The sequence below is a fragment of the Micromonospora fulviviridis genome (assembly GCF_014648395.1).
GTDB classification, from domain to species: Bacteria; Actinomycetota; Actinomycetes; order Mycobacteriales; family Micromonosporaceae; genus Micromonospora; species Micromonospora fulviviridis.
In genome coordinates, this window is record NZ_BMRA01000005.1 from 155,800 (window position 1) to 178,851 (window position 23,052).

General features: G+C 68.7%; 26 protein-coding genes. All 26 read left to right on the forward strand.

All coding sequences use genetic code 11. The features are described 5' to 3' along the window. Positions 1–371: 371 nt before the first annotated feature. Positions 372–3,803 carry a DNA-directed RNA polymerase subunit beta gene (rpoB, locus tag IEY96_RS14870; protein WP_189195419.1) on the forward strand — a complete coding sequence of 1,144 codons (3,432 nt, stop codon included), beginning with the start codon at positions 372–374 and terminating at the stop codon, positions 3,801–3,803. Between the two features lie 81 nt (positions 3,804–3,884). Beyond that, positions 3,885–7,772 carry a DNA-directed RNA polymerase subunit beta' gene (locus IEY96_RS14875; RefSeq protein ID WP_189195420.1) on the forward strand — a complete coding sequence of 1,296 codons (3,888 nt, stop codon included), beginning with the start codon at positions 3,885–3,887 and terminating at the stop codon, positions 7,770–7,772. Positions 7,773–7,884: 112 nt separating this feature from the next. Further along, on the forward strand, positions 7,885–8,253 hold the full coding sequence (locus tag IEY96_RS14880) for a hypothetical protein (protein ID WP_189195421.1): 369 nt from the start codon (positions 7,885–7,887) through the stop codon (positions 8,251–8,253). A 654-nt stretch (positions 8,254–8,907) separates the two neighbouring features. Then, complete coding sequence (locus IEY96_RS14885) at positions 8,908–9,330, forward strand: hypothetical protein (protein ID WP_189195731.1); 423 nt, start codon at positions 8,908–8,910, stop codon at positions 9,328–9,330. Between the two features lie 533 nt (positions 9,331–9,863). Next, on the forward strand, positions 9,864–10,238 hold the full coding sequence (rpsL, locus tag IEY96_RS14890; protein ID WP_007465318.1) for a 30S ribosomal protein S12: 375 nt from the start codon (positions 9,864–9,866) through the stop codon (positions 10,236–10,238). 1 nt (position 10,239) lies between these two features. Continuing rightward, on the forward strand, positions 10,240–10,710 hold the full coding sequence (rpsG, locus tag IEY96_RS14895) for a 30S ribosomal protein S7 (RefSeq protein WP_088647009.1): 471 nt from the start codon (positions 10,240–10,242) through the stop codon (positions 10,708–10,710). A 75-nt stretch (positions 10,711–10,785) separates the two neighbouring features. Next, a complete protein-coding gene (gene fusA, locus IEY96_RS14900; protein WP_189195422.1) occupies positions 10,786–12,882 on the forward strand; it encodes an elongation factor G in 2,097 nt (698 codons plus the stop codon). Positions 12,883–13,104: 222 nt separating this feature from the next. After that, positions 13,105–14,298 carry an elongation factor Tu gene (gene tuf, locus IEY96_RS14905; RefSeq protein WP_148430091.1) on the forward strand — a complete coding sequence of 398 codons (1,194 nt, stop codon included), beginning with the start codon at positions 13,105–13,107 and terminating at the stop codon, positions 14,296–14,298. 353 nt (positions 14,299–14,651) lie between these two features. After that, complete coding sequence (gene rpsJ, locus IEY96_RS14910; protein WP_007073037.1) at positions 14,652–14,960, forward strand: 30S ribosomal protein S10; 309 nt, start codon at positions 14,652–14,654, stop codon at positions 14,958–14,960. Between the two features lie 11 nt (positions 14,961–14,971). Further along, positions 14,972–15,637: a 50S ribosomal protein L3 gene (gene rplC, locus IEY96_RS14915; protein WP_189195423.1), complete on the forward strand. Its 666-nt coding sequence runs from the start codon at positions 14,972–14,974 to the stop codon at positions 15,635–15,637. After that, a complete protein-coding gene (gene rplD / locus IEY96_RS14920) occupies positions 15,634–16,284 on the forward strand; it encodes a 50S ribosomal protein L4 (RefSeq protein ID WP_189195424.1) in 651 nt (216 codons plus the stop codon). The genes rplC and rplD overlap by 4 nt, the downstream gene beginning before the upstream one ends. Then, positions 16,281–16,583: a 50S ribosomal protein L23 gene (gene rplW / locus IEY96_RS14925; RefSeq protein WP_073834931.1), complete on the forward strand. Its 303-nt coding sequence runs from the start codon at positions 16,281–16,283 to the stop codon at positions 16,581–16,583. The genes rplD and rplW overlap by 4 nt, the downstream gene beginning before the upstream one ends. 12 nt (positions 16,584–16,595) lie before the next feature. Then, positions 16,596–17,435, forward strand: a complete 840-nt coding sequence (gene rplB / locus IEY96_RS14930) for a 50S ribosomal protein L2 (protein ID WP_091262802.1) — start codon at positions 16,596–16,598, stop codon at positions 17,433–17,435. A gap of 12 nt (positions 17,436–17,447) precedes the next feature. Then, positions 17,448–17,729 carry a 30S ribosomal protein S19 gene (gene rpsS / locus IEY96_RS14935; protein ID WP_007073032.1) on the forward strand — a complete coding sequence of 94 codons (282 nt, stop codon included), beginning with the start codon at positions 17,448–17,450 and terminating at the stop codon, positions 17,727–17,729. Between the two features lie 40 nt (positions 17,730–17,769). Next, positions 17,770–18,225: a 50S ribosomal protein L22 gene (rplV, locus tag IEY96_RS14940; RefSeq protein WP_073834929.1), complete on the forward strand. Its 456-nt coding sequence runs from the start codon at positions 17,770–17,772 to the stop codon at positions 18,223–18,225. Beyond that, the gene (rpsC, locus tag IEY96_RS14945) at positions 18,225–19,097 is read left to right on the forward strand and encodes a 30S ribosomal protein S3 (protein ID WP_189195425.1); all 873 of its coding nucleotides are present in this window, start codon (positions 18,225–18,227) and stop codon (positions 19,095–19,097) included. The genes rplV and rpsC overlap by 1 nt, the downstream gene beginning before the upstream one ends. 3 nt (positions 19,098–19,100) lie before the next feature. Further along, the gene (gene rplP / locus IEY96_RS14950) at positions 19,101–19,526 is read left to right on the forward strand and encodes a 50S ribosomal protein L16 (RefSeq protein WP_073834927.1); all 426 of its coding nucleotides are present in this window, start codon (positions 19,101–19,103) and stop codon (positions 19,524–19,526) included. Continuing rightward, a complete protein-coding gene (gene rpmC, locus IEY96_RS14955) occupies positions 19,526–19,762 on the forward strand; it encodes a 50S ribosomal protein L29 (protein ID WP_007073028.1) in 237 nt (78 codons plus the stop codon). The genes rplP and rpmC overlap by 1 nt, the downstream gene beginning before the upstream one ends. Next, positions 19,759–20,037, forward strand: coding sequence for a 30S ribosomal protein S17 (gene rpsQ, locus IEY96_RS14960; RefSeq protein WP_091198287.1), 279 nt, complete (start codon positions 19,759–19,761; stop codon positions 20,035–20,037). The genes rpmC and rpsQ overlap by 4 nt, the downstream gene beginning before the upstream one ends. 98 nt (positions 20,038–20,135) lie before the next feature. Continuing rightward, positions 20,136–20,504: a 50S ribosomal protein L14 gene (gene rplN, locus IEY96_RS14965; protein ID WP_007073026.1), complete on the forward strand. Its 369-nt coding sequence runs from the start codon at positions 20,136–20,138 to the stop codon at positions 20,502–20,504. Next, on the forward strand, positions 20,501–20,821 hold the full coding sequence (rplX, locus tag IEY96_RS14970; protein WP_007465276.1) for a 50S ribosomal protein L24: 321 nt from the start codon (positions 20,501–20,503) through the stop codon (positions 20,819–20,821). Before rplN ends, rplX begins: the two co-directional genes overlap by 4 nt. Beyond that, positions 20,821–21,390, forward strand: coding sequence for a 50S ribosomal protein L5 (gene rplE / locus IEY96_RS14975; protein WP_091317981.1), 570 nt, complete (start codon positions 20,821–20,823; stop codon positions 21,388–21,390). Before rplX ends, rplE begins: the two co-directional genes overlap by 1 nt. A 1-nt stretch (position 21,391) precedes the next feature. Continuing rightward, a complete protein-coding gene (locus tag IEY96_RS14980; RefSeq protein ID WP_007073023.1) occupies positions 21,392–21,577 on the forward strand; it encodes a type Z 30S ribosomal protein S14 in 186 nt (61 codons plus the stop codon). A gap of 96 nt (positions 21,578–21,673) precedes the next feature. Beyond that, a complete protein-coding gene (gene rpsH / locus IEY96_RS14985; RefSeq protein ID WP_013288624.1) occupies positions 21,674–22,081 on the forward strand; it encodes a 30S ribosomal protein S8 in 408 nt (135 codons plus the stop codon). A gap of 16 nt (positions 22,082–22,097) precedes the next feature. Then, positions 22,098–22,640: a 50S ribosomal protein L6 gene (rplF, locus tag IEY96_RS14990; RefSeq protein ID WP_091262793.1), complete on the forward strand. Its 543-nt coding sequence runs from the start codon at positions 22,098–22,100 to the stop codon at positions 22,638–22,640. Then, positions 22,637–23,026, forward strand: coding sequence for a 50S ribosomal protein L18 (gene rplR / locus IEY96_RS14995; protein ID WP_189195426.1), 390 nt, complete (start codon positions 22,637–22,639; stop codon positions 23,024–23,026). Before rplF ends, rplR begins: the two co-directional genes overlap by 4 nt. The last annotated feature ends 26 nt before the right edge of the window (positions 23,027–23,052 follow it).

A 23,052-nucleotide genomic window follows, 5' to 3' on the forward strand; every position in this document is an offset into this window, starting at 1 on the left:
CGGTAACCGGCCCTTGACGCGGCACGGGCCCGACAGGCACGCTGACACCAGCAAGACCTTCCGCGCTTGCAACGGCCGCCTCTCGGGTAAGGCAACGGCAGCACCACCGCCGCTGCGCCTGAGCGGACCGGCAGGAACGTCGCGTTCCGAGCAGCCCGGTTGACCCGGTTTTCCGAGGTCCCGAGGCAAGTTCCGCGACGACCTGCGGGGTGGGCTGGACAGCGGTTAGCCTCTCGGCTACACTGCTAGTTTGCGCTGCCTTCCGACTTGACCCCTGCTCGGAAATGTCCGTTTACGGATATTTCTGGTGGGGTCATTGGAGTGCACGCGTACCAGCCGTTCTGCAGCACCGGTCCTCGGAAGGACGCATCTTGGCAGCTTCCCGCCCTGCGAAGACCAGTCGTACGTCGAGCGCATTCGCGCCCCGCCGAGTTTCTTTCGGTCGGATTACCGAACACCTCGAGGTCCCCAACCTCCTCGCCATCCAGAACGAGTCCTTCGACTGGCTCGTCGGCAACGAGGCTTGGCAGGGCCGGTCGGCGGACGACCCGCACGCACGCTCGGGTCTCGCGGAGATCCTCGACGAGATCAGTCCCATTGAGGACTTCTCCGGCACCATGTCGCTCTCCTTCTCGGCTCCGCGCTTCGACGAGGTCAAGGCCTCGATCGAGGAGTGCAAGGAGAAGGACCTGACCTACTGCGCCCCGCTGTTCGTGACCGCGGAGTTCACCAACAACACCACTGGCGAGATCAAGAGCCAGACGGTGTTCATGGGTGACTTCCCGATGATGACGCCGAAGGGCACCTTCATCATCAACGGCACCGAGCGCGTCGTGGTCAGCCAGCTCGTCCGCTCGCCGGGCGTCTACTTCGACAAGCAGCCGGACAAGACCTCCGACCGCGACCTCTCCAGCGTCAAGGTGATCCCCAGCCGGGGCGCCTGGCTGGAGTTCGACATCGACAAGCGCGACACGGTCGGCGTCCGCATCGACCGCAAGCGCCGGCAGGCCGTCACCGTCCTGCTCAAGGCCATCGGGTGGTCGGCGGAGCAGATCCGCGAGAAGTTCGGCTGGTCCGAGCTCATGATGACCACGCTCGAGAAGGACCACATCGCCGGGCAGGACGAGGCGCTGCTCGACATCTACCGGAAGCTCCGCCCTGGCGAGCCGCCGACCCGCGAGAACGCCCAGACCCTGCTCGACAACCTCTTCTTCAACCCGAAGCGGTACGACGTCGCCAAGGTCGGGCGTTACAAGTTCAACAAGAAGCTCGAGCTGGACGTGCCGATCACCACCGGCACGCTGACCGAGGACGACATCGTCGCCACCGTGGAGTACCTCTGCCGGCTGCACGCCGGTGAGGAGGGCTACGAGGCCGACGACATCGACCACTTCGGCAACCGGCGCCTGCGTACCGTGGGCGAGCTGATCCAGAACCAGGTCCGGGTCGGTCTCTCCCGGATGGAGCGGGTCGTCCGCGAGCGGATGACCACCCAGGACGTCGAGGCGATCACGCCGCAGACCCTGATCAACATCCGCCCGGTGGTGGCGGCGATCAAGGAGTTCTTCGGCACGTCGCAGCTGTCCCAGTTCATGGACCAGACCAACCCGCTGGCGGGCCTGACCCACCGGCGCCGGCTGAGCGCGCTCGGCCCGGGTGGTCTGTCCCGGGAGCGGGCCGGCTTCGAGGTCCGTGACGTGCACCCGTCCCACTACGGCCGGATGTGCCCGATCGAGACGCCGGAAGGCCCGAACATCGGTCTGATCGGCGCGCTCTCCACCTTCGCCCGGGTCAACCCGTTCGGCTTCATCGAGACGCCGTACCGGAAGGTCATCGACGGTCGGGTCACCGACCAGATCGACTACCTGACCGCGGACGAGGAGGACCGGTTCGTCAAGGCGCAGGCCAACGCCCCGCTGAAGTCGGACGGGTCGTTCGCCGAGGACCGCGTCCTGGTCCGCCGTAAGGGCGGCGAGACCGAGGACGTGGCGCCGGCGGCCGTCGACTACATGGACGTGTCGCCGCGGCAGATGACCTCGGTCGCGACCGCGATGATCCCGTTCCTCGAGCACGACGACGCCAACCGCGCGCTCATGGGCGCGAACATGCAGCGCCAGGCGGTGCCGCTGGTCAAGGCCGAGGCGCCGCTGGTCGGCACGGGCATGGAGTACCGCGCGGCCGTGGACGCCGGTGACGTCGTCGTCGCCGAGGTCGGCGGTGTGGTCGAGGACCTCTGCGCGGACTACATCACGGTCCACCAGGACGACGGCCACCGCCGGACGTACCTGCTGCACAAGTTCCGCCGCTCCAACGCCGGCTCCTGCGTCAACCAGAAGCCGGTCGTCTTCGAGGGCGACCGCGTCGAGGCCGGCCAGGTCATCGCCGACGGTCCGTGCACCGACGAGGGCGAGATGGCGCTCGGGCGCAACCTGCTCGTGGCGTTCATGACCTGGGAGGGCCACAACTACGAGGACGCGATCATCCTGTCGCAGCGCCTCGTGCAGCAGGACGTGCTCACCTCGATCCACATCGAGGAGCACGAGGTCGACGCCCGGGACACCAAGCTCGGCCCGGAGGAGATCACCCGCGACATCCCGAACGTCAGCGAGGAGATGCTCGCCGACCTCGACGAGCGCGGCATCATCCGGATCGGCGCCGAGGTCGTCCCCGGCGACATCCTGGTCGGCAAGGTCACGCCGAAGGGCGAGACCGAGCTGACCCCCGAGGAGCGGCTGCTCCGCGCGATCTTCGGTGAGAAGGCGCGTGAGGTCCGGGACACCTCGCTGAAGGTGCCGCACGGCGAGACCGGCACGGTCATCGGTGTGCGTACCTTCTCCCGCGAGGACGGCGACGAGCTGCCCCCGGGCGTGAACGAGCTGGTCCGGGTCTACGTGGCCCAGAAGCGCAAGATCCAGGACGGTGACAAGCTCGCGGGCCGCCACGGCAACAAGGGCGTCATCTCCAAGATCCTGCCGATCGAGGACATGCCGTTCCTGGAGGACGGCACCCCGGTCGACATCGTGCTGAACCCGCTCGGTGTGCCGTCCCGGATGAACATCGGCCAGGTCCTGGAGACCCACCTCGGGTGGGTGGCCAAGACGGGCTGGAGCGTGGACGGCGACGACACCGAGTGGAAGCGCCAGCTCCGCTCGATCGAGGCGCACGAGTCCGAGCCGGACACCAACGTGGCCACTCCGGTCTTCGACGGTGCCCGCGAGGAGGAGATCTCCGGTCTGCTCGAGTCGACCCTGCCCAACCGGGACGGCAAGCAGCTGATCGGCCGCAGCGGCAAGGCGCAGCTGTTCGACGGTCGCTCCGGTGAGCCGCTGCCGGACCCGATCGCGGTCGGCTACGTCTACATCCTGAAGCTCAACCACCTGGTCGACGACAAGATCCACGCCCGGTCGACCGGCCCGTACTCGATGATCACGCAGCAGCCGCTGGGTGGTAAGGCGCAGTTCGGTGGCCAGCGCTTCGGTGAGATGGAGTGCTGGGCCATGCAGGCGTACGGCGCCGCCTACGCCCTGCAGGAGCTGCTGACCATCAAGTCCGACGACGTCCTCGGCCGGGTGAAGGTCTACGAGGCGATCGTCAAGGGCGAGAACATCCCGGAGCCGGGCATCCCGGAGTCGTTCAAGGTGCTGCTCAAGGAGCTGCAGTCGCTGTGCCTCAACGTCGAGGTGCTCTCCAGCGACGGTGTGGCCCTCGAGATGCGCGAGACCGACGACGAGGTGTTCCGGGCCGCGGAGGAGCTGGGCATCGACCTGTCCCGGCGCGAGCCGAGCTCGGTCGAAGAGGTCTGAGGCGAGCGGTCGGGAGCCGGTACGCCGGCTCCCGACCCCGCCCGTTAGCTAAGCAGTACAGACGACGACATAGGGGACATAGTGCTCGACGTCAACTTCTTCGACGAGCTGCGCATCGGTCTCGCCACCGCCGACGACATCCGTCAGTGGTCCCACGGCGAGGTCAAGAAGCCCGAGACCATCAACTACCGCACCCTGAAGCCGGAAAAGGACGGGCTCTTCTGCGAGAAGATCTTCGGTCCGCAGCGGGACTGGGAGTGCTACTGCGGTAAGTACAAGCGGGTCCGCTTCAAGGGCATCATCTGCGAGCGCTGCGGCGTCGAGGTGACCCGCTCCAAGGTCCGCCGGGAGCGGATGGGTCACATCGAGCTGGCCGCTCCGGTGACCCACATCTGGTACTTCAAGGGCGTGCCGAGCCGGCTGGGCTACCTGCTGGACCTCGCCCCGAAGGACCTCGAAAAGATCATCTACTTCGCCTCGTACGTCGTGACGAGCGTGGACGCCGAAGCGCGTCACCGCGACCTCTCGACCATCGAGAACGAGATCCTGGCCGAGAAGCGGCAGGCCGAGAACAGCCGCGACTCGGAGATCGAGAAGCGGGCCGCCAAGCTCGAGGCCGACCTGGCCGAGCTGGAGGCCGAGGGCGCGAAGGCGGACGTCCGGCGCAAGGTCAAGGAGGGCGGAGAGCGCGAGATGCGCCAGATCCGCGACCGGGCCCAGCGCGAGATCGACCGCCTCGACGAGGTCCTCGACACCTTCCGCAAGCTCGAGCCGAAGCAGCTGGTCACCGACGAGCTGCTCTACCGCGAGCTGCGCGACCGCTTCGGCGAGTACTTCACCGGCAGCATGGGCGCCGAGGCCATCAAGGCGCTGGTCCAGAACATGGACCTGGAGGCCGAGGCCGAGAGCCTGCGCGAGACCATCCGGTCCGGCAAGGGCCAGCGGAAGATCCGGGCGCTCAAGCGGCTCAAGGTCGTGGCGGCGTTCCAGAACACCCGCAACTCGCCGCTCGGCATGGTGCTGGACTGCGTCCCGGTCATCCCGCCGGACCTGCGTCCGATGGTGCAGCTGGACGGTGGCCGCTTCGCGACCTCCGACCTGAACGACCTGTACCGCCGGGTGATCAACCGGAACAACCGCCTCAAGCGGCTGATCGACCTCGGCGCGCCCGAGATCATCGTCAACAACGAGAAGCGGATGCTCCAGGAGGCCGTCGACGCGCTGTTCGACAACGGCCGTCGCGGCCGGCCGGTCACCGGTCCGGGTAACCGCCCGCTGAAGTCGCTCTCCGACATGCTCAAGGGCAAGCAGGGCCGGTTCCGCCAGAACCTGCTCGGCAAGCGCGTCGACTACTCCGGCCGTTCGGTCATCGTGGTCGGCCCGAAGCTCAAGCTGCACCAGTGCGGTCTGCCCAAGCAGATGGCGCTGGAGCTGTTCAAGCCGTTCGTGATGAAGCGGCTGGTGGACCTCAACCACGCGCAGAACATCAAGTCCGCCAAGCGGATGGTCGAGCGGCAGCGGCCGGTCGTGTGGGACGTGCTGGAAGAGGTCATCGGCGAGCACCCGGTCCTGCTGAACCGGGCGCCGACCCTGCACCGGCTGGGCATCCAGGCCTTCGAGCCGCAGCTGGTCGAGGGCAAGGCCATCCAGATCCACCCGCTGGTCTGCACCGCGTTCAACGCCGACTTCGACGGTGACCAGATGGCGGTCCACGTGCCGCTGTCCGCCGAGGCCCAGGCCGAGGCGCGGATCCTGATGCTGTCGTCGAACAACATCCTCAAGCCGGCCGACGGCAAGCCGGTCACCATGCCCACCCAGGACATGGTCATCGGTCTCTACCACCTCACCCACCTCACCCCGGGTGGGCAGGGCGAGGGCCGGGCGTTCAGCTCGGACGCCGAGGCGCGGATGGCGTTCGACAACCGTGAGCTGCACCTGCAGACCCCGGTCAAGATCCGCCTGCGCGGCATCGTCGGTGTCGACAACGGCGCCGGCGCCGAGCCGTGGGTCGCGCCCGAGGGCTGGGTCGAGGGCGAGCCGGTGACGGTGGAGACCACCCTGGGCCGGGTCCTGTTCAACGAGACGCTGCCGCAGGGCTACCGCTTCGTGAACTACGAGATCCGCAAGGGCCAGCTCTCCGCGATCGTCAACGACCTCGCCGAGCGCTTCCCGAAGGTGGCCCTCGCGGCCACCCTGGACGGGCTCAAGGAGGCCGGTTTCCACTGGGCCACCTGGTCCGGCGTCACCATCGGCATGGAGGACGTCATCGCTCCGCCGCGCAAGCGGGAGATCCTGGAGCGGTACGAGAAGGAAGCCGACCGGATCGACAAGCAGTACCAGCGTGGTCTGATGACCGCCGAGGAGCGTCGCGGCGAGCTCATCGAGATCTGGACCAAGGCGACCAACGAGGTCGCCAAGGAGATGGACACCGCGCTGCCGCAGGAGAACCCGCTGTGGAAGATGATCAACTCGGGTGCCCGCGGTAACCTGCTCCAGCTCCGGCAGATCGCGGCGATCCGTGGTCTGGTGGCCAACCCGAAGGGCGAGATCATCCCGCGGCCGATCAAGGCCTCGTACCGGGAGGGTCTGTCCGTGCTGGAGTACTTCATCTCCACGCACGGTGCCCGGAAGGGTCTCGCGGACACCGCCCTGCGTACCGCCGACTCGGGTTACCTGACCCGGCGTCTGGTGGACGTCTCGCAGGACGTCATCATCCGCGAGGAGGACTGCGGCACCGACCGTGCCATCCCGATGCAGATCGGCGAGCGGCTCGACGGCAAGCTGGTCGTGCACGAGCACGCCGAGACCAGCGTGCACGCCCGTACGCTGGCCGACGACATCAAGGGCCCGGACGGCAACGTCGTCGCCCACCGGGGCCAGGACATCAACTCCATCCTGGTCGACGCGATCGTCGCCGCCGGGGTGGAGACGGTGCGGGTGCGCAGCGTGCTCACCTGCGAGTCGAAGCTTGGCGTCTGCGGTGCGTGCTACGGCCGCTCGCTGCCGACCGGCAAGACCGTGGACGTCGGCGAGGCGGTCGGCATCATCGCCGCCCAGTCGATCGGTGAGCCGGGTACGCAGCTGACGATGCGTACCTTCCACACCGGTGGTGTCGCGGGTGAGGACATCACCCAGGGTCTGCCCCGTGTCCAGGAGATCTTCGAGGCCCGGGTCCCGAAGGGTAAGGCGCCCATCGCCGACACCCCGGGTCGGATCCGGATCGAGGACGGCGAGCGGTCCCGCAAGATCGTCGTCATCCCGGACGACGGCAGCGACGAGATCGTCTACGACAAGATCTCGAAGCGGGTCCGGCTCCGGGCGCACGACGGCGACCACGTCGAGGTCGGCGAGAAGCTCACCGAGGGCACCATCGACCCGCACGAGCTGCTGCGCATCCTCGGCCCGCGCGCGGTCCAGGTCCACCTGACCCAGGAGGTCCAGGAGGTCTACCGCTCGCAGGGTGTGCTCATCCACGACAAGCACATCGAGATCATCATCCGCCAGATGCTCAAGCGGGTGACGGTCATCGACTCCGGCTCGACCGAGTTCCTGCCGGGTGTGCTGGTCGACCGGGCGCTCTTCGAGTCGGAGAACCGCCGGCTCGTCGGCGAGGGTGGCGAGCCCGCCGCCGGTCGCCCGGTGCTGATGGGTATCACCAAGGCCTCGCTGGCCACGGACTCCTGGCTGTCGGCGGCCTCCTTCCAGGAGACCACCCGGGTGCTGACGGACGCGGCGATCCACGCCCGCAGCGACTCGCTGATCGGTCTCAAGGAGAACGTGATCATCGGTAAGCTCATCCCGGCCGGTACGGGCATCAGCAAGTACCGCAACGTCCGGGTCGAGCCGACCGAGGAGGCGAAGGCCAAGGTCTACTCGATGACCGGCTACCCGGAGACCGACTACGGCTTCGGGCCGGCCAGCGGCCAGGCGGTTCCGCTGGACGACTTCGACTTCGGGTCGTACCGCTAAGCAGTAGGAAACGACGAGGCCCCCGGCATCCGCCGGGGGCCTCGTCGCGTCCGGCGGTGGTGTCGAGCGGCCGTGGGCCCCTCGGGCGGCGCGTCGGGGCATGATGGTGGACATGACGACCGTGCCCGGACAGGTGCCCGTCGCCCAGCAGGGGCACCGCCACCCGCTCGACCCCGAGCCGGTCCGCTCCACCAAGGCCCGCGCGGTCTTCGCCCTCGGGCTGATCGGGGCGCTCACCGGCTTCTTCGTCGGCGGCGTGGTGCCCGCGACCATCGCGCTCACCCTCGCCCGGCAGGCCCGACGGGAGGCGTACGTCTCGGGTGGTTTCCTCACCGGCGCCGGCTGGCTGCGCCGGGGCGAGCAGTTGGCCTGGACGGGCCTGCTGCTCGCGGCCGTGGCGATCGTGGCGGCCGTGGTGATCGGCGTGGTCCGGCTGGCGGGTGCCCCGTTCGGGCACGACTTCGCCCCGAACGTCGACTGACCGGGCGGGGGGAGCGCGCCCGCGCCCGGCCCCGCCGGCGGGACCCGCGACGGTAGCCTGGCCGGTGTCCGCCGCGCGGCGGGCGAGCCACGTCGACAGGAGGACCCCGTGACGGAACCGGCCCCGCCGCCGGGAGGCGACCCGACCCGCCCCGGCACCTGGCCGGACGCCGGCGGGCCGCCGCCGGTCAGCCCCTGGGCCGGACCGGACGCCGCCGGGTCGCGGCCGGGCCCCGGGTCCGCCGAGGGCGCGTCACCGGAGACCACCCCCAGGGGGTACGCGCCGGGGCCCGTCTCACCGCAGTCCGCGCCGCCCGGGTCCTGGCCGCCCGCCGGGCCGTACCCGCCGGCGCCGCCCGGCCCCCCTCCGCACCACGCCGGGTACGGCTTCCCTGGCGCGCCCCGACCGTCGACCCCACCCGGCTCGCCGTCGCACCACGCCGGTTACGGCGCCGGACCGTCGACCCCACCCGGCTCGCCGGCACCGCACGCCGGGTACGGGACTCCACCCGCCCCCGGGCCGCACTCGTCCGCCCCGGCCGGTTGGCCGGCGTCCGGGGCGTACCCCGGGCAGCAGCCGGTGCCCGGCGGTGGGTGGGCCGGGCCGGGGAGCGCGCCGGCCGGCGGTGGCTGGGGGTCGGTGTCCCCGGCCGCGGTGCCGCCGCCCCCGCGGGAGGCGCCGCGCCCGCCGAAGCGGGTCGACGCGGTCCCGGGCACCCCGTTCGGGGTGGTCCACCTCGACGTGCCGCCGGTGACCTCGGGGCTCGCCATCGGGTCGCTGGTTACCGGGATCGCCTCGATCCTGGTGTCGCTGCTGGTCCTCTGCTTCGGTGTGGCCGGGCCGAACTACGGCGGGGCCTGGGCTGCCGGGGCGTTCACCGTGCTCGGGGCGATCGCCGGCACGGCGGCCGTCGTGGCGGGGCTGCTGGCCCGGCGGCAGATCCGGCGGCCGGCGCCGCCGCCGGCGGTCCGGTTCACCGGACGCGGCCTGGCCGTGGCGGGGCTCAGCTGCGGGGGAGTGGGTCTGCTGGTCAGCCTGGGCGGGCTCGCCCTGGCCCTGGTGGTGCAGATCACCTGAGCCCGGCCGTCCGGCCGGGCGGTGCGCTGACCAGCTACGACCGGTATGCCCGGATCCCCGGTGTGCGGGTGGAACCGGGGCCGCCCGGCCGGGCGCGGGAGAAGCCGGTACACTTGTCACCGTAGGTGCCCATGACGGGCGGGCGGGCACGACGCGATCGGCCGGCGGACCGCGACGCGGTTCTCCCGGACCGCTCCGTTTTGACCCGCGCGCCTGTGGTAGGTACTCTTTCCTCTTGTGCCCGGGCCAGCCCGGGCAATGCGTGCGTGCGCCGGAACCGGTCAGCCGGTGATCGCGCGGCCGCACGACAGAGCCCCAAGACCTGGCGCCGGAAGTTCCCTGCGCCGGTGACAGAAACCCGGTACGACGCGCGAGCGGCCGCACCGGACCGTGACTCGGGCGACACGCCCGACCGCGGGTGCTGGGACCCCCGTCAGGTGGCCCTGGTTGGAATGTAGGAGAGCCGTCCATCAGGCCGGCTAGAGCAGACGGCGCGGTCGCCTCGCAGCGGCCGAAGGGAGCGGAGAAACCCGGTGCCCACCATTCAGCAGCTGGTCCGAAAGGGCCGCCAGGCCAAGACGACCAAGACCAAGACCCCGGCGCTCAAGGGGTCTCCCCAGCGGCGCGGCGTGTGCACCCGCGTGTACACCACCACCCCCAAGAAGCCGAACTCGGCGCTGCGCAAGGTCGCTCGTGTCAAGCTCAGCAGCCAGATCGAGGTGACCGCCTACATCCCGGGCGTCGGCCACAACCTGCAGGAGCACTCGATCGTGCTCGTCCGCGGCGGCCGCGTGAAGGACCTCCCCGGCGTGCGGTACAAGATCGTTCGCGGTTCGCTGGACACCCAGGGTGTCCGCAACCGCAAGCAGGCTCGCAGCCGTTACGGCGCGAAGAAGGAGAAGAGCTGACATGCCGCGTAAGGGACCCGCTCCGCGGAAGCCGCTGGTCGCTGACCCGGTGTACAACTCGCCCCTGGTCACCCAGCTGGTGAACAAGATCCTGATGCGCGGCAAGCGTCAGCTCGCCGAGCGCATCGTGTACGCCGCCCTGGAGGGTTGCCGCGAGAAGAGCGGCACCGACCCGGTCGTCACGCTCAAGCGCGCGATGGACAACGTCAAGCCCACCCTCGAGGTGCGCAGCCGCCGGGTCGGTGGCGCCACCTACCAGGTGCCGGTCGAGGTTCGTCCGGCCCGCGCGACCACCCTCGGCCTGCGCTGGCTGGTGACGTACTCCAAGGCCCGTCGCGAGAAGACCATGGTCGAGCGGCTGATGAACGAGCTGCTGGACGCGAGCAACGGCCTCGGCGCCGCCGTCAAGCGGCGCGAGGACACGCACAAGATGGCCGAGTCCAACAAGGCCTTCGCGCACTACCGCTGGTAACACCCAGGTTCCGGCGCCCACGAGGCGCCGGAACCACCACCAGTTGTGTCTAGACGACGATAAGTAGGGATTGAAGTGGCCGCCGCAGACGCGCTCGCCAACGTACGCAACATCGGCATCATGGCGCACATCGATGCCGGTAAGACCACGACCACCGAGCGGATCCTGTTCTACACCGGTATCACGTACAAGATCGGTGAGGTCCACGAGGGCGCTGCCGTCATGGACTGGATGGAGCAGGAGCAGGAGCGTGGCATCACCATCACCTCCGCTGCTACCAAGTGTGAGTGGAAGGGCCACACGATCCAGATCATCGACACGCCCGGTCACGTCGACTTCACGGTCGAGGTCGAGCGGTCGCTGCGGGTGCTGGACGGTGCGGTCGCGGTCTACGACGGTGTCGCCGGCGTGGAGCCGCAGACGGAGAACGTCTGGCGGCAGGCTGACAAGTACCACGTCCCGCGGATGTGCTTCGTCAACAAGCTCGACCGGACCGGCGCCGACTTCTTCCGCTGCGTGCAGATGATGATCGACCGGCTCAACGCCACCCCGCTGGTGCTCCAGATCCCGATCGGGCTCGAGGGCGACCACATCGGTGTCGTCGACCTGATCAACATGCGGGCGCTCACCTGGCGCGGGGAGACCCAGAAGGGTGAGGACTACGCGATCGAGGAGATCCCGGCCGACCTGGCCGACTCCGCGGCCGAGTGGCGCGAGAAGCTGATGGAGACCCTGGCCGACGTCGACGACTCGGTGATGGAGAAGTACCTGGAGGGCGAGGAGATCTCCGTCGAGGAGATCAAGGCCGCCATCCGGCGCGCCACCATCGCCAGCAAGGCCAACCCGGTGCTGTGCGGCTCGGCGTTCAAGAACAAGGGCGTGCAGCCCATGCTCGACGCCGTGGTCGACTACCTGCCGTCGCCGCTCGACGTCCCGGCCATCGAGGGCACCGCCACCGACGGCGAGACGCCGATGCAGCGGAAGCCGTCGAAGGCCGAGCCGTTCTCGGGCCTGGCCTTCAAGATCCAAACCGACAAGCACCTCGGCAAGCTCACCTACGTCCGGGTCTACTCCGGTGTGGTCGAGACCGGTACCCAGGTGGTCAACTCCACCAAGGACCGCAAGGAGCGGATCGGCAAGATCTACCAGATGCACGCCAACAAGCGGGAAGAGCGCGGCTCGGCCCAGGCTGGCGACATCATCGCGGTGCAGGGTCTCAAGCAGACCACCACCGGCGACACGCTCTGCGACCCGGCCAACCCGGTCATCCTGGAGTCGATGACCTTCCCGGAGCCGGTCATCGAGGTCGCGATCGAGCCGAAGACCAAGGCCGACCAGGAGAAGCTCAGCACCGCCATCCAGCGACTGGCCGAGGAGGACCCGACCTTCCGCGTCAAGCTGGACGAGGAGACCGGTCAGACGGTCATCTCCGGCATGGGCGAGCTGCACCTGGACATCCTGGTCGACCGGATGCGCCGTGAGTTCAACGTCGAGGCGAACATCGGCAAGCCGCAGGTGGCGTACCGCGAGACGATCCGCCGCAAGGTGGAGAAGATCGAGTACACCCACAAGAAGCAGACCGGTGGCTCCGGCCAGTACGCCCGCGTGATCGTGAGCATCGAGCCGCTGCCGCTGGACAACGACTCGCCGACCTACGAGTTCGCGAACGCCGTCACCGGCGGCCGCATCCCCCGGGAGTTCATCCCGTCGGTGGACGCGGGCGCCCAGGACGCGATGCAGTACGGCATCCTCGCCGGCTTCCCGCTGGTGGGTGTCAAGCTGACGCTGCTGGACGGCCAGTACCACGAGGTCGACTCGTCGGAAATGGCATTCAAGATCGCCGGCTCGATGGTGATGAAGGAGGCGGCCCGCAAGGCCGACCCCGCACTGCTCGAGCCGATGATGGCCGTTGAGGTCACCACCCCTGAGGAGAACATGGGTGACGTCATCGGCGACCTCAACTCCCGACGGGGCATCATCCAGGCGATGGAGGAGCGCAGCGGCGCCCGCATCGTCCGGGCCCTGGTGCCGTTGTCGGAGATGTTCGGCTACGTCGGCGACCTGCGGTCGAAGACCCAGGGCCGGGCTAGCTACAGCATGCAGTTCGACTCCTACGCCGAGGTTCCGCAGAGCGTGGCGAAGGAGATCATCGCCAAGGCGACGGGTGAGTGACGCTCACCTGAGCTGATCGGATGATTCGGGGCGGTCGCGGGAGGGTTCTCCCGCCCGCGGCCACCTCGGTCGGGTTGTGTGAATCCGGGCCTGTAGGCTTCATCGCCGCAGAACCCACCAAGGCTCTCCGGCCGTAAGGTCGGAAAGGCTGTCGACAGAGTCCTAAGCGCCGACCCGGCGCACCGGGGCGAACGAACCAAGAAAGTCCACAGGAGGACACCAGTGGCGAAGGCGAAGTTCGAGCGGACTAAGCCGCACGTCAACATCGGCACCATTGGTCACATCGACCACGGTAAGACGACGCTGACGGCGGCCATCACCAAGGTCCTGCACGACCAGTTCCCGGACCTCAACCCGTACACGCCGTTCGACGAGATCGACAAGGCGCCGGAGGAGAAGGCCCGCGGCATCACGATCTCCATCGCGCACGTCGAGTACCAGACCGAGGCGCGTCACTACGCGCACGTCGACTGCCCCGGTCACGCCGACTACATCAAGAACATGATCACCGGTGCCGCCCAGATGGACGGCGCGATCCTGGTGGTGGCGGCGACCGACGGCCCGATGCCGCAGACCCGCGAGCACGTGCTGCTCGCCCGTCAGGTCGGTGTGCCGTACATCGTCGTGGCGCTCAACAAGAGCGACATGGTCGACGACGAGGAGCTCCTGGAGCTCGTCGAGCTCGAGGTGCGCGAGCTGCTCTCGTCGCAGGAGTACCCGGGTGACGACCTGCCGGTCGTGCGGGTCTCGGCGCTGAAGGCCCTCGAGGGTGACCCCGAGTGGACCGGCAAGCTCATGGACCTCATGAACGCCGTCGACACCGCGATCCCGCAGCCGGAGCGCGAGACCGAGAAGCCGTTCCTCATGCCGATCGAGGACGTGTTCACGATCACCGGTCGTGGCACCGTCGTCACCGGTCGCGCCGAGCGTGGCATCCTCAAGCCGAACGAGGAGGTGGAGATCGTCGGCATCCGCGAGAAGTCGATGAAGACCACCTGCACCGGCATCGAGATGTTCCGCAAGCTGCTCGACGAGGCCCGGGCCGGCGAGAACGTCGGTCTGCTCCTCCGCGGCATCAAGCGCGAGGACGTCGAGCGCGGCATGGTCGTCATCAAGCCGGGCACCACGACCCCGCACACGGAGTTCGAGGCGACGGTCTACATCCTCTCCAAGGAGGAGGGCGGCCGGCACACCCCGTTCTTCCAGAACTACCGTCCGCAGTTCTACTTCCGCACCACGGACGTCACCGGCGTCGTCACGCTGCCCGAGGGCACCGAGATGGTCATGCCGGGCGACAACACCACGATGACCGTGAAGCTGATCCAGCCCATCGCGATGGAGGAAAACCTCAAGTTCGCGATCCGGGAGGGTGGCCGTACGGTCGGCGCTGGTCGCGTCACCAACATCATCAAGTGAGCTGGGTAACCCCGATTAGCGTCGCCGCCGGTCGTGCGGCATACTAGTCAGGTTGCGTAACGACGGTCGGTCGCCCGCGTCCGGTTAACGCTGGACCTCCGGGAGGCAGACAGTCTCGCGTAGGGTGGTTGATCGCCCCTGGCGGTCAACCACCCTCGCGCGGCGTCCAGGTCGCGGTCACTGCGATCGGCGCCATGACCCACCGCGTGGTCGGAAATCGCTCCGGAGTCCCGGGGCGGAGCCTGGCCCACGGGCGCGACACGCCCGACCGCGGGGGTCGGCGAAGTGGGCCTGTACCAGCCGGTACAGGCGCCCGCAACACAGCGGCATCGAGAGAAGGAACAGAAGCCACCATGGCGGGACAGAAGATCCGCATCCGGCTCAAGGCCTATGACCACGAGGTCGTCGACTCCTCGGCTCGGAAGATCGTCGAGACGGTGACGCGTACCGGGGCGCAGGTCGCTGGCCCGGTGCCGCTGCCCACGGAGATCAACCGTTTCTGCGTTATCCGCTCGCCGCACAAGTACAAGGACTCGCGCGAGCACTTCGAGATGCGCACGCACAAGCGTCTGATCGACATCATCGACCCGACCCCGAAGACGGTCGACTCGCTCATGCGCCTCGACCTGCCGGCTGGCGTCGACATCGAGATCAAGCTGTAGGGACCGGACAAATGGACAGGCAAGTCAAGGGGATCCTGGGCGCAAAGCTCGGCATGACCCAGGTCTGGGACAACAACCGCGTTGTTCCCGTGACCGTGGTTCAGGCCGGCCCGTGCGTCGTGAGCCAGGTTCGTAGCGCCGACAAGGACGGTTACTCCGCGGTCCAGCTGGCGTACGGGGCCATCGACCCGCGCAAGGTCAAGAAGCCGATCGCCGGGCACTACGCCAAGGCGGACGTCGCGCCGCGCCGGCACATCGTCGAGCTGCGCACCGCGGACGCCGCGGACTACTCGCCGGGCCAGGAGGTCACGGTCGAGGAGTTCCCGGCCGGCGTGACCATCGACGTCACCGGCAAGACCAAGGGCAAGGGCTACGCCGGCCCGATGAAGCGGCACGGCTTCCACGGTCTGCGCGCCAGCCACGGCGTCGAGCGCAAGCACCGCTCGCCGGGCTCGATCGGCGCCTGCGCGACCCCGGGTCGCGTCTTCAAGGGCACCCGGATGGCGGGTCGGATGGGTGGCGTTCGCTACACCGTCCAGAACCTGACCGTCCAGGCCGTGGACACCGAGAACAACCTCCTGCTCGTCCGTGGTGCCATCCCCGGCCCCAAGGGCGCGCTGGTCCTGGTCCGTACCGCGGCCAAGGCCAAGGTGAAGAAGGGCGGTGCGGCCAAGTGACCACCGTTGACGTCCTCAACGTCGAAGGCGCCAAGAGCGGCTCCGTCGAGCTGCCGGCCGACATCTTCGACGTCCAGGCCAACATCCCGCTGATGCACCAGGTCGTGGTGGCTCAGCTGGCGGCGGCCCGGCAGGGCACGCACAAGGCCAAGACCCGCGGCGAGGTCTCCGGTGGAGGCAGGAAGCCGTACAAGCAGAAGGGCACCGGTCGTGCCCGCCAGGGCTCGACCCGCGCGCCGCAGTTCGCCGGCGGTGGCGTGGTCCACGGCCCGGTGCCGCGCGACTACAGCCAGCGCACCCCGAAGAAGATGAAGGCCGCCGCCCTGCGTGGCGCCCTCTCCGACCGGGCCCGCGCCGGCCAGGTGCACGTCGTCGAGGCGTTCGTCTCGGGCGAGAAGCCGTCGACCAAGGCCGCGCTGGCCACGCTGACGAAGCTGACCGAGGCCCGCCGGGTCCTGGTCGTGCTGAGCAGCACCGACGAGCTGAACTGGGTGTCGCTGCGCAACGAGCCGCGGGTGCACCTGATCGAGGCCGGCCAGCTCAACACGTACGACGTGCTGGTGGCCGACGACGTGGTCTTCACGAAGGAGGCCCTGGACGAGTTCCTGGGCGTTCCCGCCGAGACCACCGAGGAGGGTGGCAAGTGAGCACGATCGCCGATCCGCGCGACATCATCGTCGCCCCGGTCGTCTCGGAGAAGAGCTACAGCGAGCTGAACCGGAACTGGTACACCTTCCTGGTGCACCCGGACGCGAACAAGACCGAGATCAAGATCGCTATCCAGCAGATCTTCAACGTCCGCGTCCTGACGGTCAACACGCTCAACCGCGAGGGCAAGCGCAAGCGCACCAAGACCGGCTTCGGTCAGCGCAAGGCGACCAAGCGGGCGATCGTGAAGCTGGCTGACGGTGACCGTATCGAGGCCTTCGGCGGCCCGGTCAGCTGAGGGGTGTAGACAATGGCTATCCGTAAGTACAAGCCGACGACGCCGGGCCGGCGTGGCTCGAGCGTCGCCGACTTCGCCGAGATCACCCGGTCGACGCCCGAGAAGTCGCTGCTGGCTCCGCTGCCGAAGAAGGGCGGACGCAACGCCCACGGCCGGATCACCACCCGGCACCACGGTGGCGGCCACAAGCGGCAGTACCGCCTGATCGACTTCAAGCGGGTCGACAAGGACGGCGTGCCGGCGAAGGTCGCGCACATCGAGTACGACCCGAACCGCACCGCGCGCATCGCGCTGCTGCACTACGCCGACGGCGAGAAGCGCTACATCATCGCGCCGAAGGACCTGAAGCAGGGCGACCGGGTGGAGTCGGGGCCGAGCGCCGACATCAAGCCGGGCAACAACCTGCCGCTGCGCAACATCCCGGTCGGTACCACCATCCACAACGTGGAGCTGCGTCCGGGCGGCGGCGCCAAGCTGGCCCGTTCGGCCGGCGTCGGCATCCAGCTGCTCGGCCGTGAGGGCGCGTACGCGACCCTCCGCATGCCGTCCGGCGAGATCCGGCGCGTCGACGTGCGCTGCCGCGCCAGCGTCGGCGAGATCGGCAACGCCGACCAGTCGAACATCAACTGGGGTAAGGCCGGCCGGATGCGGTGGAAGGGCAAGCGCCCGACCGTCCGTGGTGTGGCCATGAACCCGGTCGACCACCCGCACGGTGGTGGTGAGGGTAAGACCTCCGGTGGTCGCCACCCGGTCAACCCGCAGGGTAAGCCCGAGGGCCGCACCCGTCGTAAGGGCCAGCCGAGCGACCGGCTGATCGTCCGCCGCCGCTACGCCACGCGTAAGCGCGGCTGAGGGAGATAAGACATGCCTCGCAGCCTGAAGAAGGGCCCGTTCGTCGACGACCACCTGCTCAAGAAGGTGGAGACGCAGAACGACAAGGGCTCGAAGAACGTCATCAAGACCTGGTCGCGCCGCTCGACGATCATCCCGGAGATGCTGGGTCACACGATCGCCGTGCACGACGGACGTAAGCACGTCCCGGTCTTCGTGACCGAGGCCATGGTCGGGCACAAGCTCGGCGAGTTCGCGCTGACCCGCACGTTCAAGGGTCACGAGAAGGACGACCGGAAGAGCCGCCGGCGCTGACGCCGCGGGCATACGGATAGAGGAACAAGGGGTTACAGCGATGCCAGGAAAGGGCGACGCTCCGGTGCTTCCGGGCGCGCGGGCGGTTGCGCGGCACGTGCGCATCTCGCCGATGAAGGCGCGCCGGGTGGTCAACCTCGTCCGCGGCCTGCCCGCGAAGGAGGCGCTCACGGTGCTGCAGTTCGCGCCGCAGGCTGCGAGCGAGCAGGTGTACAAGGTGCTCGCGAGCGCGATCGCCAACGCGGAGAACAACGAGCGGCTGGACCCCGATGCGCTGCTCGTCAGCGAGGCGTTCGTCGACGAGGGCCCGACGATGAAGCGGTTCCGGCCGCGGGCGCAGGGCCGGGCCTACCGGATCCGCAAGCGGACCTGCCACATCACCGTGGCGGTCGAGGCGGTTGCGCCGGCCGCGCCGAAGAAGTCGGCGAAGAAGGCCGCCCCGGCCAAGCAGGCCGAGGCCGCTGAGGGGCAGAGCACGACGGAAGGTGCCGAGTAATGGGTCAGAAGGTTCACCCCACTGGGTTCCGGCTCGGCATCTCGACCGACTGGAAGTCCCGCTGGTTCGCGGACAAGCTCTACAAGGACTACATCGGCGAGGACGTCAAGATCCGCCGGATGATGTCCAAGGGCCTCGAGCGCGCCGGGATCTCCAAGGTCGACATCGAGCGCACCCGGGACCGGGTCCGCGTCGACATCCACACCGCCCGGCCGGGCATCGTCATCGGCCGTAAGGGTGCGGAGGCCGACCGGATCCGCGGCGAGCTGGAGAAGCTCACCGGCAAGCAGGTCCAGCTGAACATCATCGAGGTGAAGAACCCCGAGTCGGACGCGCAGCTGGTCGCCCAGGGCGTCGCCGAGCAGCTGTCCAGCCGGGTCAGCTTCCGTCGGGCCATGCGCAAGGCGATGCAGTCCGCGATGAAGAACCCGGTCTGCAAGGGCATCCGGGTGCAGGTCTCGGGTCGTCTCGGCGGCGCCGAGATGAGCCGGACCGAGTTCTACCGCGAGGGCCGGGTTCCGCTGCACACGCTGCGGGCCAACATCGAGTACGGCTTCTTCGAGGCCCGTACCACCTTCGGCCGGATCGGCGTGAAGGTCTGGATCTACAAGGGCGACGCCGTCCCGGGCCGCGAGGCCCCGGCCGAGGCCGCCCCGTCGCGCGGCCCGCGCCGCGACCGTGGCGACCGGCCGGAGCGGCCGCGCCGTGGCCGGTCGGGTTCGTCGGGCACGACCGCCGGTGGCACCGAGGCCGGCCGGGCTGCCGCGACCACCATCGCGCAGCAGGCGGAGACGCCGGCCGGTGAGCCGGTCGACGCCGGAGCCGTGGCCGCGGCCGCGACCCAGCCGGCAGAAACGCAGCAGGAGGGCTGACAGATGCTGATGCCGCGCAAGCCCCCGAAGGGCTTCCGCAAGCCGCACCACCCGGACCGCCACGGCGCGTCCAAGGGTGGTAACCGGGTGGTGTTCGGCGAGTTCGGGATCCAGGCTCTTGAGCCGGCGTACGTGACCAACCGCCAGATCGAGTCGGCGCGTATCGCGATGACCCGCCACATCAAGCGTGGCGGCAAGGTCTGGATCACGATCTTCCCGGACCAGGCCCTCACCAAGAAGCCGGCCGAGACCCGGATGGGTTCCGGTAAGGGTTCGCCCGAGTGGTGGGTCGCCAACGTCAAGCCGGGGCGGGTTCTCTTCGAGATGTCCTTCCCCAACGAGCAGATCGCGCGAGAGGCGATGCGTCGCGCGATCCACAAGCTCCCGATGAAGTGCCGCATTGTTACGCGCGAAGTGGGTGAATCCTGATGGCAGCGGGCGTCAAGGCCTCCGAGCTGCGTGAGCTCTCCGAGGAGGAGCTGGTCACGAAGCTGCGCGAGGCGAAGGCGGAGCTGTTCAACCTCCGCGTGCAGGCCGCAACCGGGCAGCTGGACAACAACCGGCGGCTGCAGGTCATCCGTCGGGAGATCGCCCGGATCTACACGATCATGCGTGAGCGTGAGCTGGGTCTCTCGGCCGCGCCGACTGAGGTGACTGCATCATGAGTGAGAACACCACCGCCGCCACCGCGCGGGCCCGCCGCAAGGTGCGTGAGGGCCTCGTGGTCAGCGACAAGATGGAAAAGACCGTCGTGGTCGAGGTCGAGGACCGGGTCAAGCACGCGCTGTACGGCAAGATCATGCGCCGGACCAGCAAGCTGAAGGTCCACGACGAGCAGAACTCGGCCGGCATCGGCGACCGGGTCCTGATCATGGAGACCCGGCCGCTCTCCGCCACCAAGCGGTGGCGGCTCGTGGAGATCCTCGAGAAGGCCAAGTAGCGAAGGCTCGAGCTCGGCCGGGTTCGGTCGGGCGCAGGTTCCGCCAGGCTCCGGCCGCCTCCGGGCGGCCGGAGAACCGGCAGACATAGGAGATAGACGTGATTCAGCAGGAGTCGCGACTGCGCGTCGCCGACAACACGGGTGCCCGGGAGATCCTGTGCATCCGGGTTCTCGGTGGCTCCGGTCGGCGCTACGCGAGCATCGGCGACGTCATCGTGGCCACGGTCAAGGACGCGATCCCCGGTGCCGGTGTGAAGAAGGGCGACGTCGTCAAGGCCGTCGTCGTTCGCACCGCCAAGGAGAAGCGGCGGCCGGACGGCTCGTACATCCGCTTCGACGAGAACGCCGCCGTCATCATCAAGGACGGTGGGGACCCGCGCGGTACCCGCATCTTCGGCCCGGTGGGCCGCGAGCTGCGGGACAAGCGGTTCATGAAGATCATCTCTCTCGCGCCGGAGGTGTTGTGACCGTGAAGGTCAAGAAGGGCGACACGGTCGTCGTCATCGCCGGCAAGGACAAGGGTGCCAAGGGTAAGGTCATCGCGGCCTACCCGCGGCAGGACAAGGTCCTGGTCGAGGGCGTGAACCGGGTCAAGAAGCACACCCGCATCAGCACCACCCAGCGTGGCGCCAAGACCGGTGGCATCGTCACCCAGGAGGCCCCGATCCACGTCTCGAACGTGCAGGTCCTGGACTCCGACGGCAAGCCGACCCGGGTCGGTTACCGGATCGACGACAACGGCCAGAAGGTCCGCATCGCGCGTAGCACCGGTAAGGACCTCTGATGACCACGGCTACCGAAACCAAGACCCTGCCGCGCCTCAAGGAGCGGTACCGCAACGAGGTCGTGGCGAAGCTGCAGGAGCAGTACAGCTACGGCAACCCCATGCAGGTGCCCGGGCTCGTCAAGATCGTCGTCAACATGGGTGTCGGCGAGGCTGCTCGCGACGCCAAGCTGATCGACGGCGCGGTCCGCGACCTGGCCACCATCACCGGCCAGAAGCCGCTGGTGCGGCGGGCGACCAAGTCCATCGCGCAGTTCAAGCTTCGCGAGGGCATGCCGATCGGCGCGAAGGTCACCCTGCGCGGCGACCGGATGTGGGAGTTCCTGGACCGGCTGCTCTCGATCGCGCTGCCGCGTATCCGCGACTTCCGCGGCCTGGACGGGCGCAAGCTCGACGGCCACGGCAACTACACGTTCGGTCTGACCGAGCAGTCGGTGTTCCACGAGATCGACCAGGACAAGATCGATCGCCAGCGGGGCATGGACATCACGGTGGTCACGACCGCCACGACCGACGACGAGGGCCGGGCGCTGCTCAAGCTCCTGGGCTTCCCGTTCAAGGAGAACTGAGATGGCCAAGAAGGCGCTGATCCTCAAGGCGGCCGCGAAGCCGAAGTTCTCGGTTCGCGCGTACACCCGCTGCCAGCGGTGCGGGCGTCCGAAGGCGGTCTACCGCAAGTTCGGTCTCTGCCGGGTGTGCATCCGGGAGATGGCCCACCGCGGTGAGCTGCCCGGCGTGTCCAAGGCTTCCTGGTAATAGCCCGGCGCGCTTCGCGCGTCAGCTGAACTGTCTCTTCGCCGTAGGCCCCGGGCCTGGCCCGGGGAACCCCGGCGAGAAAGGTTGACGAATTTCATGACGATGACCGACCCGATCGCAGACATGCTCACGCGTCTGCGTAACGCCAACCAGGCGTACCACGACCGGGTGACGATGCCCTACTCGAAGATCAAGGCGAACATCGCCGAGGTCCTCAAGGCCGAGGGTTACATCGCCACCTGGTCGGTCGAGGAGCCCGAGGAGGGCGCCGTCGGCAAGCGACTGGTCGTCGAGCTGAAGTACGGCCAGAACCGGGAGCGGAGCCTGGCCGGCATCAAGCGCGTGTCCAAGCCCGGTCTCCGGGTGTACGCCAAGTCGGACGGGCTCCCGCGGGTGCTCGGTGGGCTGGGCGTGGCGATCATTTCGACGTCCCAGGGGCTGCTCACCGACCGGCAGGCCCGCAAGCGGAGCGTTGGCGGGGAAGTCCTCGCCTTCGTCTGGTAACGGGAGACAGGTAGAAATGTCGCGTATTGGACGTAAGTCGATCCCGGTGCCAGCCGGCGTCGATATCACCATCGACGGCCAGACCGTCAAGGTCAAGGGCCCCAAGGGCGAGCTGAGCCACGTACTGGCCGAGCCGATCACGGCGGAGCGGGGCGAGGACGGCGCGCTGCACGTCAACCGGCCCAACGACGAGCGCAAGGCCAAGGAGCTGCACGGCCTGAGCCGTACGCTGGTGGCCAACATGATCGTCGGCGTGACCGAGGGCTACCGCAAGAGCCTCGAGATCGCCGGTACCGGTTACCGCGTGACCGCCAAGGGCAAGGACCTCGAGTTCGCGCTCGGGTTCTCGCACCCGGTGCTCGTTCCGGCCCCGGAGGGCATCACCTTCACGGTGGAGCGGCCGACGCTGTTCCACGTGGCCGGCATCGACAAGCAGCAGGTCGGCGAGGTCGCCGCCAACATCCGGAAGATCCGCCCGCCGGAGCCCTACAAGGGCAAGGGCGTGAAGTACCAGGGCGAGGTCATCCGCCGCAAGGCTGGAAAGGCAGGTAAGAAGTGAGCGCCACGCTGCTCAAGCGCCGCCGCGGCGTCGCCGCCAAGCGGGCCGTCGGGCGTGCGCGCCGGCACTTCCGGGTCCGCAAGAACGTCAGCGGCACCACCGAGCGTCCCCGCCTGGTCGTCACCCGCTCCCTGCGGCACATCGTCGCCCAGATCGTGGACGACACCAAGGGTCACACCCTGGCGTCGGCCTCGACCATGGACGCCTCGCTGCGCGGCGCCGAGGGTGACAAGAGCGCCCTGGCCGGCAAGGTCGGCGCCCTGCTCGCCGAGCGGGCCAAGGCCGCCGGCGTCTCGAAGGTCGTCTTCGACCGCGGTGGCAACCGGTACGCGGGGCGGGTCGCCGCGCTTGCCGACGCCGCCCGCGAAGCCGGGCTCGAGTTCTAGAAACCCCGTCACGAGAGAGAAGGAAG

Bases quoted from the DNA above. Each gene is read 5' to 3' on its own strand.
- IEY96_RS14880 (WP_189195421.1), top strand. From the start codon at position 7,885: ATGACGACCGTGCCCGGACAGGTGCCCGTCGCCCAGCAGGGGCACCGC.
- rpsG (WP_088647009.1), top strand. From the start codon at position 10,240: ATGCCGCGTAAGGGACCCGCTCCGCGGAAGCCGCTGGTCGCTGACCCG.
- rpsJ (WP_007073037.1), top strand. From the start codon at position 14,652: ATGGCGGGACAGAAGATCCGCATCCGGCTCAAGGCCTATGACCACGAG.
- rplC (WP_189195423.1), top strand. From the start codon at position 14,972: ATGGACAGGCAAGTCAAGGGGATCCTGGGCGCAAAGCTCGGCATGACC.
- rplB (WP_091262802.1), top strand. From the start codon at position 16,596: ATGGCTATCCGTAAGTACAAGCCGACGACGCCGGGCCGGCGTGGCTCG.
- rpsS (WP_007073032.1), top strand. From the start codon at position 17,448: ATGCCTCGCAGCCTGAAGAAGGGCCCGTTCGTCGACGACCACCTGCTC.
- rplV (WP_073834929.1), top strand. From the start codon at position 17,770: ATGCCAGGAAAGGGCGACGCTCCGGTGCTTCCGGGCGCGCGGGCGGTT.
- rpsC (WP_189195425.1), top strand. From the start codon at position 18,225: ATGGGTCAGAAGGTTCACCCCACTGGGTTCCGGCTCGGCATCTCGACC.
- rplP (WP_073834927.1), top strand. From the start codon at position 19,101: ATGCTGATGCCGCGCAAGCCCCCGAAGGGCTTCCGCAAGCCGCACCAC.
- rpmC (WP_007073028.1), top strand. From the start codon at position 19,526: ATGGCAGCGGGCGTCAAGGCCTCCGAGCTGCGTGAGCTCTCCGAGGAG.
- rpsQ (WP_091198287.1), top strand. From the start codon at position 19,759: ATGAGTGAGAACACCACCGCCGCCACCGCGCGGGCCCGCCGCAAGGTG.
- rplE (WP_091317981.1), top strand. From the start codon at position 20,821: ATGACCACGGCTACCGAAACCAAGACCCTGCCGCGCCTCAAGGAGCGG.
- IEY96_RS14980 (WP_007073023.1), top strand. From the start codon at position 21,392: ATGGCCAAGAAGGCGCTGATCCTCAAGGCGGCCGCGAAGCCGAAGTTC.
- rpsH (WP_013288624.1), top strand. From the start codon at position 21,674: ATGACGATGACCGACCCGATCGCAGACATGCTCACGCGTCTGCGTAAC.
- rplF (WP_091262793.1), top strand. From the start codon at position 22,098: ATGTCGCGTATTGGACGTAAGTCGATCCCGGTGCCAGCCGGCGTCGAT.